The organism is Simplicispira psychrophila DSM 11588 (assembly GCF_000688255.1).
Classification (GTDB): Bacteria; Pseudomonadota; Gammaproteobacteria; order Burkholderiales; family Burkholderiaceae_C; genus Simplicispira; species Simplicispira psychrophila.
In genome coordinates, this window is record NZ_JHYS01000003.1 from 1 (window position 1) to 13392 (window position 13392).

General features: G+C 60.3%; 12 protein-coding genes and 2 tRNA genes. 7 read left to right on the forward strand and 7 right to left on the reverse strand.

The window, feature by feature from the left end:
* Positions 1-276, reverse strand: a 276-nt coding sequence (locus tag Q390_RS0103860) for an IS3 family transposase (RefSeq protein ID WP_027994889.1), incomplete at its 3' end; no start/stop codon positions are given.
* 113 nt (positions 277-389) lie between these two features.
* Here Q390_RS0103860 and Q390_RS17435 point away from each other — a divergent pair.
* On the forward strand, positions 390-872 hold the full coding sequence (locus tag Q390_RS17435) for a hypothetical protein (protein WP_051603021.1): 483 nt from the start codon (positions 390-392) through the stop codon (positions 870-872).
* Positions 873-1605: 733 nt separating this feature from the next.
* Positions 1606-1905 carry a hypothetical protein gene (locus Q390_RS0103870; protein ID WP_027994890.1) on the forward strand — a complete coding sequence of 100 codons (300 nt, stop codon included), beginning with the start codon at positions 1606-1608 and terminating at the stop codon, positions 1903-1905.
* Positions 1906-1928: 23 nt separating this feature from the next.
* Here Q390_RS0103870 and Q390_RS0103875 read toward each other — a convergent pair.
* From Q390_RS0103875 to earP, 6 genes are all read right to left on the reverse strand, one after another.
* Positions 1929-2004: transfer RNA gene (locus tag Q390_RS0103875), tRNA-Thr, on the reverse strand.
* Between the two features lie 12 nt (positions 2005-2016).
* Entirely contained in the window at positions 2017-3024 is a 1008-nt protein-coding gene (locus tag Q390_RS0103880) for a class 1 fructose-bisphosphatase (RefSeq protein ID WP_027994891.1), read from the reverse strand.
* Between the two features lie 18 nt (positions 3025-3042).
* On the reverse strand, positions 3043-5775 hold the full coding sequence (gene pepN, locus Q390_RS0103885) for an aminopeptidase N (protein ID WP_027994892.1): 2733 nt from the start codon (positions 5773-5775) through the stop codon (positions 3043-3045).
* An 8-nt stretch (positions 5776-5783) separates the two neighbouring features.
* Positions 5784-6888 (reverse strand): peptide chain release factor 2 gene (prfB, locus tag Q390_RS0103890; RefSeq protein WP_156949822.1). Its coding sequence is split into 2 segments (ribosomal slippage): positions 5784-6806 and positions 6808-6888, totalling 1104 coding nucleotides; the frame shifts between segments, so codons are not numbered across the junction.
* A 151-nt stretch (positions 6889-7039) separates the two neighbouring features.
* Positions 7040-7594: an elongation factor P gene (efp, locus tag Q390_RS0103900; protein WP_027994894.1), complete on the reverse strand. Its 555-nt coding sequence runs from the start codon at positions 7592-7594 to the stop codon at positions 7040-7042.
* A 139-nt stretch (positions 7595-7733) separates the two neighbouring features.
* Positions 7734-8894 (reverse strand): elongation factor P maturation arginine rhamnosyltransferase EarP, encoded by a 1161-nt coding sequence (earP, locus tag Q390_RS0103905; protein ID WP_027994895.1) that lies wholly within the window; start codon positions 8892-8894, stop codon positions 7734-7736.
* A gap of 55 nt (positions 8895-8949) precedes the next feature.
* Here earP and uvrC point away from each other — a divergent pair, with 55 nt between their 5' ends.
* From uvrC to Q390_RS0103930, 5 genes are all read left to right on the forward strand, one after another.
* A complete protein-coding gene (gene uvrC, locus Q390_RS0103910; protein ID WP_027994896.1) occupies positions 8950-10926 on the forward strand; it encodes an excinuclease ABC subunit UvrC in 1977 nt (658 codons plus the stop codon).
* A gap of 60 nt (positions 10927-10986) precedes the next feature.
* Entirely contained in the window at positions 10987-11556 is a 570-nt protein-coding gene (gene pgsA, locus Q390_RS0103915; protein ID WP_027994897.1) for a CDP-diacylglycerol--glycerol-3-phosphate 3-phosphatidyltransferase, read from the forward strand.
* 62 nt (positions 11557-11618) lie between these two features.
* On the forward strand, positions 11619-12707 hold the full coding sequence (locus Q390_RS0103920; RefSeq protein WP_156949823.1) for a tartrate dehydrogenase: 1089 nt from the start codon (positions 11619-11621) through the stop codon (positions 12705-12707).
* A 309-nt stretch (positions 12708-13016) separates the two neighbouring features.
* Positions 13017-13289: an HU family DNA-binding protein gene (locus Q390_RS0103925; protein WP_027994899.1), complete on the forward strand. Its 273-nt coding sequence runs from the start codon at positions 13017-13019 to the stop codon at positions 13287-13289.
* Positions 13290-13303: 14 nt separating this feature from the next.
* Positions 13304-13379, forward strand: a tRNA-Val gene (locus tag Q390_RS0103930).
* Positions 13380-13392 lie beyond the last annotated feature (13 nt).

The window sequence follows — 13392 nt, forward strand, 5'->3', positions numbered from 1 at the left end:
GGCCGATGCTTTTTTTAAGATATCGACGTCGCCGCGCAGTTGCTTGTTCTCGGCTTCAAGCTGGCGGATGCGTTGCTGCTCAGCGCTGAGCGGCTTGCCGATACCGGGGCGACCTGCAGCCTCTTCATCAGCCTGGGCTAGCCATCGCCGAACGGCCGTCTCGCCAAGCTTCATGTCGCGGCAGACATCGCCGACGCTCAAGCCCTGCACACGAATCATCTGCACGACCTGCAGCTTGAACTCCGCGTTGAATGTCCTTCGTTTTCTCTTGCTCATATTCCTCGTCCAGGTGGGTTGCACCTATCGAGGTGTCCAGGGAAATTAGACCAGCACATGGTGACCACCTAGCGCGAAGCACTGGCAACACGCTGGCCGCCGCGTTTGGCTCCATGAACTTTGCCGACTTGGCAGGCCATGCCAAGCGAGTGATTGACCGACAGACACGCCAGCGCGAAGCCGTGGCACGGTTTGGCAGTGAGGCGGCTATGTGGGCTGACCAAGCAACGGAGCTGTTTTGCATCGACGCGCTGATTGACTTGGAGCCGAGCGGGATGTTCGACGAGTACGACGGCGACGATGTTGTCAAAGCGTTTGAAGCGCACGCCACCTTGCGCCCTCACACGCTGGCCGACTGCTTGCACGAGCTGGGTTACTGGAGCGCCCTCTACACCCAGCGCAGCGCATGGCCCGACGCTGGCGACGGCTTGCCACAGACCCGCACCCGTGAGGATTACTTGCGCCGCTGCCTGTCCGTGCTGCGCCCCAAGAGCCGCGACGATGCCAAGGCGGTGCTGCGCCACATTGCAGATGACCGCGATTCATTCGGCAACGAGGAGGTCACAGATGCCATTCTGGAAAACCTGATCGGTTGACCCACCCAGCACCACCACCCAGCCCGGCCACTGCGCCGGGTTTTTTGTTGCTGGCGCAGGACGACACGCACGCCCACCGAGATGCCCTGAACATTCAGGACACCGCCGCCGTCCAACCAAAACCAACACCGCGTAGGTTTTCAAATGCGGGATGTTCCCGCAATTGGCCAGCCTCTACGCCCACCGAATGGAAGGGGCCAGAACCGACCTGACCCCCAAGTCGCCCGGCCAAAGATGATCCAGTTTTGGAGCATCACCCAAGGCAGCTAGATGCAGCGAAGAATTCAACCGGCTGAAAACTGAGCCGGTTGATGGCGGCATCCAGCGCGGCAGGCGTAACAGGGCGCTGTAACAGCGTGCGTAACAGCAGAACTGGTTACCAAGGGCGCGGTTACCAGACTGGTTACCAAGGAATCAGCGGTTTCCAAGAGGCAGGTTTCCAAGGGTGTTTCCACGGAAAGCGTCACCCAGTCGCTGTAAACAAGGCACTGGTTAGCGCCGGGGTTAGTGCGCAATCAGGCGGTACGCACTGCCCGGTACGCAAACTGGTACGCACGGAAAGCCCCCAAGAAGACCCGCCTGCGCCAGACGCTGAATGCGCTGCTGCCCTCCTCAGAAAACCTCAGATTGCCAGCCGAGCGAACAGGCCGGCCCTGTTATGAAATGTCATGGTTCAAGGGGGCACTGGCGACCCGTTGACGGACTTAGTAAAACTTAGCACTGCAAGCTGGATTTGAAATCCGAATGGGCTGCTGGTGCTGCTGGTGCTGCTGGTGCGCCCGTCATCACATCCGAAAAAGGAAAGCGCACCAAAACGCGACAAGCCAAGGCGCTGCTGCTGCTGCTGGCCTGCACCCGATGGCCGAGACTTTCCGCAGCAGTACGCCCGCGCACGCGAGGCGGGCAGTGGATGGCGGGCAACAATCCCGCCGCCACTGGCGCGCACGACCAGAAAACCAGCGCTGTATTTAGACAAGTTGCCTACAGATTGCCTACAGACGACCAAAAGCAAAAAACCCCGCTACCAGATTGATAGCGAGGTTTCCTTTGCTGTATTGGTGCCGGAGAGATGAATCGAACACCCGACCTTCTCATTACGAATGAGCTGCTCTACCGACTGAGCTACACCGGCGTAAGCTTTAAATTATAGCTCGGAATGGTAGCTTGTCACGCGCTCAACTTCATTTTTTGAGCCTAGGATGACGCTGACGCGCTCGTGCAGCTGGCCCGGCTGGATGTCCAGGATGCGTTGCTTGCCATTGGTGGCGGCGCCGCCGGCTTGTTCTACCAGCCAGCCCATGGGGTTGGCTTCGTACATCAGGCGCAGTTTGCCGGGCTTGTTTGGCTCGCGTTTGTCCCAGGGGTACATGAAGATGCCGCCGCGCGTCAGGATGCGGTGCACGTCGGCCACCATGCTGGCCACCCAGCGCATGTTGAAGTTCTTGCCGCGCGGGCCTTCTACGCCTTGCAGGCATTCATCGACATAGCGCTTGATGGGGGCATCCCAGTGGCGCATATTGCTCATATTGATGGCGAATTCTTTGGTGTCTTCGGGAATGCGCACATTTTCTTGCGTCAAGATGAACGAACCCTGCTCGCGGTCCAGCGTGAACATAGCCACGCCGTCGCCCACGGTGAGCACCAGCGTGGTTTGCGGGCCATAGACGCAGTAGCCGGCAGCGACCTGCTGGTGACCGGCTTGCAGAAAATCGCCGGCTTCCACACCACGGTCGCCTTCGGGCTTTTTCAGCACGCTGAAGATGGTGCCGATGCTGACGTTGACGTCGATGTTGCTGGAGCCGTCCAGGGGATCGAACAGCAGTAGGTATTCACCCTGCGGATAGCGGTTGGGTACGACGTAGATGCCGTCCATTTCTTCCGATGCCATGGCCGCCAGGTGGCCGCCCCATTCGTTGGCTTCGATCAGCACCTCGTTGGCGATGATGTCGAGCTTTTTCTGAATTTCACCCTGGACGTTTTCGCTGTCCGCGCTGCCCAGCACGCCACCCAGTGCGCCCTTGTTGACGGCGTGGCTGATGCTTTTGCAGGCGCGTGCCACCACTTCGAGCAGTAGGCGCAGTTGTCCGGGGATGAGGCCGTCCACACGTTGTTGTTCGACCAGGTAGCGGGTCAGGCTGATTCTTTTTGCCATGAAAATTCTCTTTCTTTCTTATGGGGCTGATGAAGCCAAGGCGCGGGTCACCACCTCGCGCACGTCGTTGCTTAGATCGGAGCGGGTAGCGATGCGGCCGATAGCTTCGTGTGCGGCAGTGCGCCACGGCTCGGCCAATTTTTGCCACCGGTCCAGGGCGCGCGCCAAGCGCGCGGCGACTTGCGGGTTGATGGCGTCCAGTTCGATCACCCGGTCGCTCCAGAACACGTAGCCAGCAGCATCGCTGCGGTGGAAAGCGCCGGGGTTGGCGCTGCAGTAGCTGAAGATGACGCTGCGCGCGCGGTTGGGGTTTTTCAGCGAAAAGTCCGGGTGCTGCATCAGCTGCTTGACCAGCGGCAGTACGTGGCCGTTTCGGTCAGGCGCACCGGCTTGCAGGGCAAACCATTTGTCCAATACCAAAGGCTCGTCCTTGAACAGCGCATAAAAACGCGCCAGCGCGGGTGCAGCCAAGTCGTGGCCGCTGCCGACCAAGGCACTGAGGGCGCCCATGCGATCGGTCATGTTGCCGGCGTCCTTGAAGCGCTGTAGCGCCTTGCCCGGCCAGACGCTGTCGCCACTGCGCTGCGCTGCGAGGCACAACATGGACAGTGCCAGACCGCTCAGGGCGCGTCGCCCAGCCGAGATGGCGTCGGGTTGGTAGCTGCCGCTGTCCTGGTGCTGCTCGAAAGCCCATTGCCAGTCTGTCTGCAAGGCCAGTGCCAGTTGCGCGCGCATGTGCTCGCGCACGCCGTGCACGCGCTGTGGATTGACCACCTCAAGCTGCTCGGCGATATAGGTTTCGGACGGCAGTGTCAGCAGCAGCTCTTTGTAGGACGCGTCCAGCGCCGGGTCGCGCAGCACGTTGCGCAGCGCTTGCAGCACTGGCTCTGACAAGAATTTATGCTCAAAAGCGCCTGTAACGCTTATGGGGTCTGTGGTATTGGCTATATTTTTAATAGCGCAACGCAGCAGCAGGCGCTGACCGGCTTCCCAGCGGTTGAAGGCGTCGCTGTCGTGCGCCAGCAGCGTCAGCAGGTCGGCGTCGCTGTAATCGATGTCCAGCACCACCGGGGCACTGAAGCCGCGCAGCAGTGACGGCACCGGCGCGCTGTCTACATTGACAAAGCGCAGGGTCTGGCTGGATTCGGACAGCACCACTGTACGGCTGGTGGCGCCCGGAGTGTCTTCTCCATCGAACTGCAAGGGCAGGGCGTGGCCGTCCTGCGTCAACAGGCCAAGTTCGACCGGAATGACGAACGGCTCTTTCACCGGCTGGCCGGGCGTGGCCGCGCAGCTTTGCGTCAGTGTCAGGGTGTAGCTGCGCGTCACCGCGTCGTAATGGCCAGTGGCGTGCACGCGTGGCGTGCCAGCCTGAGCGTACCAGCGCTTGAAAGGCTCTAGGCGACTGGTCAGTTCACTGTCGGGGTTGGCGTCAGCAATGGCCTGCGCAAAGTCATCGCAGGTTACTGCATGACCGTCGTGGCGCTCAAAGTACAGCTTCATGCCAAGCGCAAAGCCATCGCGCCCGACCAGGGTGTGCATCATGCGCACCACTTCGGCCCCTTTTTCGTAAATGGTGACGGTGTAGAAATTGTTGATTTCAACGTAGTGGTCGGGGCGCACCGGGTGTGCCATCGGGCCGGCGTCTTCGGGGAACTGGGCGGTGCGCAGCACGCGCACGTCCTCGATGCGCTTGACGGCGCGCGCCGATGCGCTGCCGGCCATGTCCATGCTGAATTCCTGGTCGCGGAAAACCGTCAGGCCTTCTTTCAGGCTCAGCTGGAACCAGTCGCGGCAGGTGATGCGGTTGCCGGTCCAGTTGTGGAAATATTCGTGGCCGACGACCGATTCGATGTTGGCGTAATCGACATCGGTGGCCGTGGCGGGGCTGGCCAGTACGTACTTGGTGTTGAAGACGTTCAGACCCTTGTTTTCCATTGCACCCATGTTGAAGTCGCTGGTGGCGACGATCATGAAGCGCTCCAAGTCGAGCGTCAGGCCAAAACGCGCCTCGTCCCAGGCAATGCTGGCCATGAGTGAGTGCATCGCGTGTTCGGTCTTGCCTAGGTCCCCCGGGCGCACGTAGACCTGCAGCAAGTGCGGATTGCCAGCGCGCGAGGTGATGCGTTGCTCGCGTGCCACCAGCTTGCCGGCCACCAGCGCAAACAGGTAGCTGGGTTTTTTGTGTGGATCGACCCACTTGGCAAAGTGACGGCCCGCATCCAGATCGCCGTGATCAACCAAATTACCGTTGGAAAGCAGCACCGGGTACAGCGCCTTGTCAGCACGCAGCACCACGCTGTAGCTGGCCATGACGTCGGGTCGGTCAAGAAAATAGGTGATGCGGCGAAACCCTTGGGCTTCACACTGCGTGAAAAAGGTGCCCTGGCTGACGTACAAGCCCGACAGCTGGGTGTTCTTGAGGGGGGCACAGGTGGTGAAGATTTCCAAGTCAAAGGGTGCATCGCCCTCGGGCAGGTTTTCTAGCACCAGTTGGTCACCGTCCATCTTGAACGAGGTGCCCGCGCCGTTGACCAGTACGCGTGAGAGGTTGAGCTCTTCGCCGTCCAGGCGCAGCGCCTGCGGCGCCACGTCCGGGTTGCGGCGCAGGCGCATCTTGTTGAGCACCCGTGTTTTGGCCGGGTCAAGGTCAAACGCCAGGTCCACAGTGTCGATCCACCAGGCCGGAGCCCGGTAGTCGCCGCGCTGGATCGCGGTGGCAGCAGCCTGCCCGTCACGCATTGGCAACATGGTTTTCCTTAAATGCCTTGCTTGAGCGAGGCTTCGATGAAGGCGTCGAGATCGCCGTCCAGCACTTTTTGTGTGGCCGAGATTTCAACGTTCGTGCGCAAGTCCTTGATGCGGCTGTTGTCCAGCACATACGAGCGGATCTGGTGTCCCCAGCCGACATCGGTCTTGGTGTCTTCGAGTTTTTGCGCTTCTTCCTGGCGCTTGCGCATCTCAAAGTCATACAGCTTGGAGCGCAGGCGCTGCCAAGCGATGTCGCGGTTGCCGTGCTGGCTGCGGCCGTCTTGGCACTGCACCACGATACCGGTCGGCATGTGCGTCAGCCGCACTGCCGAATCGGTCTTGTTGATGTGCTGGCCGCCGGCGCCCGAAGCGCGGTAGGTGTCGGTGCGCACGTCGGACGGGTTGATGTCGATCTGAATCGAGTCGTCAATATCGGGGTAGACAAATACGCTGGCAAAACTGGTATGGCGCCCGCCCGAGCTGTCAAACGGCGATTTGCGCACCAAGCGGTGTACGCCGGTTTCGGTGCGCAGCAGGCCATAGGCGTACTCGCCCTCAATGTGGATCGTCGCGCCCTTGATGCCGGCCACGTCGCCCGCCGTCTCATCGTCCACGCTGGTCTTGAAACCCTTGCGCTCGGCGTAACGCAAATATTGGCGCAGCAACATGCTGGCCCAGTCGCAGGCTTCGGTGCCGCCGGCGCCGGCCTGGATGTCCAGATAACAGTTGAGCGGATCGGCCTCGTGGCGGAACATGCGGCGAAACTCCAGCTCTTCGATCTGGGGCTGCAGCTTGGTGGCCTCTTTGGCAATGGCCAGCAGGTCGGCATCGTTGCCTTCTTCCGCGCTCATTTCGTAGAGCTCGGTGTTGTCGGCCAACTCGCGCGTCAGGTGCTGGAGTGTCAGCACGACGTTATCGAGTGATTTTTTTTCTTTGCCCAGCTCTTGGGCCTTTTTGGGATCGTTCCAGACCGCTGGGTCTTCGAGCGAGGCGTTTACCGTGCGCAGGCGTTCAAATTTAGCATCGTAGTCAAAGATACCCCCGTAACTCTTGCGTGCGCTCGGACAGGTCGATGAGGGTGTTGCCGATTTGGTTGATGTGTTCTGCGTCCATGGTGTTGTCCTGTGGGTAGATGGAAATAAAGGCGGATTTTCTCATGGGATGCGCTGGACAACATGCAGGCACTCCGGCATAAAAAAAGGCTTCCCGAAGGAAGCCTTTTTTGCCTGATGGCTGCGCGGTGGGCTGCGCCGCCCCACCGGCATTACACGCGCTTGCGGTATTCGCCGGTGCGGGTGTCGATTTCGATCTTGTCGCCTTGCGCGACGAACAACGGCACGGGCACTTCAAAGCCGGTAGCGATTTTGGCAGGCTTCAAAACCTTGCCGGAGGTGTCGCCCTTGACGGCTGGCTCGGTCCAGGTGATTTCGCGCTCGACGTTGGTGGGCAGTTCGACGGAGATGGCCTTGCCGTCGTAGAACACCACTTCCAGAGTCATGCCATCTTCAAGGTAGTTCAGCGCATCGCCCATATTGCTGGCTTCGACTTCGTACTGGTTGTACTCGGTGTCCATGCAGACATACATCGGGTCGGCAAAGTAGGAGTAAGTGCAATCCTTTTTGTCCAGGATCACGTTGTCGATTTTGTCGTCGGCCTTATAGACGTTTTCGGTGCCGAAGTTGCCGATCAGGCTCTTGAGCTTCATGCGCACGGTAGCTGCACCGCGGCCGCCGCGGGCGTATTCGGTCTTGAGGACGACCATAGGGTCTTTGCCGTGCATGATGACGTTACCGGCGCGGATTTCTTGAGCGATTTTCATAGCATGTTTGCCTGTGGTGAAGCCGCTCAATGCAGGGACGGGCAGCTGTTGGGCGACCACGCCGATGCATGTTCCGCGGCGAGGATGCGCAGTGCCAGTACAAAGATCTGACCGGCAGTTTTGCGCAAAGCCTGAGATTTTAGCGTTTTCCCAGGCAAAACCCGAGTAGTTGTGTCAACAAGTCGTTTTGTGTCCAGAGTTGTGCGCGTGCACGGCGCACGCAGTCGCCCCATGCACGCAGTGTGTCCTGGTCCAAGACGGGCAGGCGTGCGGTGCTGATGCCATTCCAGACGGCATGGAATTGGCGCAGCGAAGGGGGGGCTTGCAGCCAATCCAGAAAGGCGTGCAGCTTGGCGTGGTGTGCGTTGTCATGCTGTGGGTAGATGTGCCACACCAACGGCTTGCCGGCCCACAGCGCCCGCACCAGGGAGTCTTCGCCGCGCACCAGGTTAAGGTCGCAGGCCCACAGCAGCTCGTCAAACGCGCTTTGCGTGCACGGCTCCAAGTATGAAAAAGAGAGCTGACTGCGCACGTCCAGTAAGGGCTTGAGGCCATTTTTATACTCAATCTCGTGTTCTATGCCGTCCCAGGCGCTACGCACCGCTGCCGCCGCCCGGCCCGGTGTCACCAGCAGCTGCGTTGGCGCGCTGGCATGGGCGCATTGCGCCAGCAACTGCGCCAGTGCCGGCGGCTCGTAGCAAAACAGAGAGATCCAGCGCTCCCCCGATGTGGGGTTTACGCCAGTGCCTGCTTGGTGCGCATTGCGCCAGGCAGCAATGTCAAAGCGGGTCTGGCGTGTTTGTAAATCCGGCTCGCGCAGCACACCACCAGTGGCCGGGGTGAAGCCGGGGTAAAAAAACCACTTGATCCAGCCCGCTGCCGGGCCGTGCTGCACCGGCGAGGGCAGGGCGTGGCAGCGCTCGACATAGCGTTCTGCAGACAAGTATTCGAGGTTGATCCATACGGGTTTTTGGCCTCTAACGCTTGCCTGGTGTGCGCAAATAGCTATTGTTTCAGGAGTTATTTCGCAACCGAAGGCTTCGATCAGCACATCTGTGGGCGCGGCGTGTGCTGGCAGAGTGCTGCCCCAAGGCCACACCTGCACGCCAGCGCAGCCGTGGGGCGCCATCCATTGCAAGGCGCTGGTGTCGTCGATCCACAGGCGCACGCACTGGCCGCGCTGCGCCAAGTCGCAGGCCAGGCGCCAGCACACGCCGATGTCGCCAAAGTTGTCGATCACTTGGCAGAAGATGTCCCATTGCAGGGTAGGTGTGGGTATAGGAATGAGTGCGGCAGTCATGGCGCGCATTGTCCCCGGCGTGCCATGTGCTGGCCGGAATTTGCACAATAGCGCCATGTCCCTAATGCATTCTCCCGAACTGCTGGCGCAGGTCGCCGCGCTGCCGCCCTTGCCCGGTGTGTACCGTTATTTCGACGTCCAAGACGCGCTCTTGTACGTGGGCAAGGCGCTGAACCTCAAGCGCCGCGTATCGAGCTATTTTCAGAAAAACCATGGCGGTACGCGCACCGGCCACATGGTCAGCAAAATTGTGCGGCTGGAGACCACGGTGGTGCGCTCGGAGGCCGAGGCGCTGCTGCTGGAGAACAATCTCATCAAGTCGCTGCAGCCCAAATACAACATCTTGTTTCGCGATGACAAGAGCTATCCGTACCTGAAGATCACCGGCGTGGCCGCCAAAGACGGCACCGGGGATGCGCCTGCCCAGGCTTTTGCACGCCTGTCCTATTACCGTGGCAGCATCGATAAAAAGCACCGCTACTTTGGCCCGTATCCCACCGCCTGGGCGATCAAGGAAACCATCTTGTTGCTGCAGAAGGTGTTTCGCCTGCGCACCTGTGAAGACACGGTGTTTGTCAACCGCACGCGCCCATGTCTGCTGTACCAGATCAAGCGCTGCACCGCGCCGTGCGTCGGCTTGATCTCGCGCGAGGCTTATGCGCAGGCCGTGGCACACGCCGAGGCGCTACTGCGCGGTGATACGCAAGAGCTGCTGGAGCAATTGCAACTGCGCATGATGGCGTACGCTGACCAACTTGAATTCGAGCAAGCCGCCGAACTGCGCAACCAGATGACGGCCTTGTCGCGCGTGCTGCACCAGCAGTCGATTGAAACGGTGTCTGACAAGGACGTGGACATCTTGGCCGTCAAAGTGCAGGGCGGGCGTGCCTGCGTCAATCTGGCCATGGTGCGTGGGGGTCGCCACGTAGGGGATCGCGCCTACTTTCCGGCGCATGTCGAGGACGCGGCAGCGGTGTTTGTGCCCGAAGGCGCAGCGGATACGCCGGAGGGGGTAGGGACGGAAGTTGAAGCCACACCAGCGCGCAGTGTCGAGTCGCTGGTGCTGCACGCCTTTATCGCTCAGCACTACATCGCTGTGCCGGTGCCGCCGACGCTGGTGGTGAGCGTGCCGGTGGATGCTGCGTTGCTGGATGCGCTGAGTGAGCAAAGCGGTGTGCGCATCCACAGCGTGCACCAGCCGCGTGAGCAGCGCCGCGCCTGGCTGGATATGGCGCTCACCAACGCCAGTCTGCAACTGGCGCGTTTGCTGGCCGAAGAAGGCTCGCAGCAGGCGCGCACGCGTGCTTTGGCGCAGGCGCTGGACTTGCCGCAAGAAGACCTGGAGGCGCTGCGCATTGAATGCTTTGATGTTTCACACACCGCTGGCGAGGCCACACAGGCATCGTGTGTGGTGTTTGCGCAGCACAAGCTGCAGAGCAGCCAGTACCGGCGCTACAACATCGCAGGCATTACCGGCGGCGACGATTACGCCGCTATGCGCCAGGTGCTCCAGCGCCGCTACAGCAAGCTGGCTGAGGCGCAGCGGGAGGCCGGCGGTGCCGAGTTGCCTTCGGGCCAGGCGCGTCTGCCGGATCTGGTGTTGATCGATGGCGGTAAAGGCCAGGTCAGCATGGCGCGCGAGGTATTCACGGCGCTCGGGCTGGATATCGCGCACATCGTCGGCGTGCAAAAGGGCGAGGGCCGAAAGGTCGGCCTGGAAGATCTGGTGTTTGCCGACGGACGCGAGAAAGTCGCGCTGGGCAAAGATTCAGCCGCACTGATGCTGGTAGCGCAGATCCGCGACGAGGCACACCGCTTTGCCATCACCGGGATGCGGGCGCAGCGTGCCAAGGTACGCGTGGGCGGTGGTCAACTCGAAGAAATCGCCGGCGTTGGGCCGAAGAAACGTGCGCGCCTGCTGCAACGCTTTGGTGGCGTGCGCGGTGTGGCTTCGGCCAGCGTCGAGGATCTGATCACGGTGGAAGGCATTTCGCGCGATCTGGCCGAGGCCATTTACCGCGCGTTACGCTGAACCGCCTGCGCCAAGTCCGACCGCCTTCTGGCCCTTGTATGGCGTGACACAATCGCCGCCATGTTCTGGACCATTCCCACCATCATGACTTGGACGCGCATTGTCGCGATACCTTTGATCGTCGGGGTGTTCTACACACCCATCGCGCCAGAGATGCAAAACCTCATCGCCACGGTGATGTTCGTGGTGTTTGCGGCCACCGATTGGCTCGATGGCTTCCTCGCGCGCAAGCTAAACCAGACGTCGTCTTTTGGTGCTTTTCTGGACCCGGTGGCCGACAAATTTCTGGTCTGTGCTTCGTTGCTGGTGCTGGTCCACCTGCAGCGTGCCGATGTGTTTGTGGCGCTGATCATCATCGGGCGCGAGATTGCCATCTCGGCGCTGCGCGAATGGATGGCACAAATTGGCGCCAGTAGGAGCGTTGCCGTCCACATGATCGGCAAGCTCAAGACCACGGTGCAGATGATGGCGATGCCATTTCTGCTGTACGACGGACGGCTGTTTGACGTCATCGATACCGGCGTCTGGGGGACTTGGCTGATCTGGATCGCCGCCGTGCTCACGGTGTGGTCGATGGTCTATTACCTGCAAAAGGCAATACCCGAGATCCGGGCTCGCGTCAAACACTGAATGGGGTATTAAAAGACGCTCTGACGTCCGTAACATAAGCAGTTATAGCTATCAATAAAGGAATAAACGTGGTGCATCGTATTGCTGTGATTGCCGGAGACGGGATTGGCCAGGAAGTCATGCCCGAGGGCCTGCGCGTACTCGACGCTGTGGCGCGCAAGTTCAATATTGACTTGCACTTCGATCACTTTGATTTTTCTAGCTGGGACTATTTCGAGCGCCACGGCAAGATGCTGCCGGACGACTGGAAAGCACAAATCAGTGGTCATGATGCGATCTACTTTGGCGCCGTCGGCTGGCCTGAAAAAATTGCCGATCACGTCTCGCTGTGGGGTTCGCTGCTGCTGTTTCGGCGCGAATTTGACCAGTATGTGAACCTGCGCCCGGCGCGCCTGATGCCGGGCATCATCGCCCCGGTAGTGCGGCGCGACGGCAGCGCACGCCAGCCCGGCGAGATCGACATGCTCATCGTGCGCGAGAACACCGAAGGTGAATATTCCAGTATTGGCGGGCGCATGTACGAGGGCACGGCGCGCGAGATCGTCATGCAGGAGACGGTGATGAGCCGCCACGGCGTGGATCGCGTGCTGAAATTTGCCTTTGACCTGGCCCAGTCGCGCCCGAAAAAGCACTTGACCAGCGCCACCAAGTCCAACGGTATCGCCATCACCATGCCGTACTGGGACGAGCGCGTTGCTGAAATGGCCAAGAGCTATCCTGACGTGCGCGTGGACAAATTCCACATTGACATCCTGACGGCGCACTTTGTCCAACGCCCGGACCAGTTCGATGTCGTCGTCGCCAGTAATCTGTTTGGCGACATCCTGAGCGACCTGGGCCCGGCGTGCACCGGCACCATCGGCATCGCCCCCAGCGCCAACCTGAATCCGCAGCGCGACTTTCCCTCGTTGTTTGAACCGGTGCATGGTTCAGCCCCCGACATTGCCGGGCGCAGCATCGCCAACCCGATTGGCCAGATCTGGAGCGGTGCCTTGATGCTGGACTTTCTGGGTTACCGCGCTGCCCACGACGCCGTGCTGGCGGCCATTGAAACCGTACTCGATCCGCACAGCGGCGGTCCGCGCACGCCGGATCTGGGCGGCACTGCAACGACGCAGGATGTGGGTCTGGCAATTGTTCAGGCGCTGTGAGCGCATAAACCAAGTGGCGGGTTTGGCGGCTGTCAACTGGGATGGCGAATTTGCAGCGGTTGTGAGACAAAAGCTGTGGCCAGTGCTGGCCAAGGTTGATTTTGCGACTAGAATTGAAGGCGACGCTGCTGCAAGGCAGCGACCCATATTGACACGTTGAATGTCGATGGCTTTAATCTGAATACGCGTCCATTGACGTGTATCCTCCACTCTTAAACACCCTGTCACCGCTTTCCAGAGCGCAGTCAGCTGTGTCAGAGTCAGATGGTCAAGGGACATTCCATCAACTCCGATACCGAGAGGTTTCTTGTGAACAAAACCGAACTCATTGAGCACATTGCGAACAACGCCGACATGCCCAAGGCCGCCGCTGCCCGCGCGCTGGAAGCCACGATCGATGCGGTTAAGAAGACGCTGAAAAAAGGCGGTACAGTGTCGCTCGTCGGTTTCGGTACCTTTGCCGTAGGCAAACGCGCAGCACGCACCGGCCGCAATCCACGCACCGGCACTGCGATTAACATCAAGGCTGCTAAAGTGCCAAAATTTCGTCCAGGCAAGGCATTGAAAGATGCCTTGAACTGACAGTCAGTCAGGTAGGGTCCTTAGCTCAGTTGGTAGAGCGGCTCCTTTACACGGAGTAGGTCGGCGGTTCGAGACCGTCAGGACCCACCACCACCACCGAACA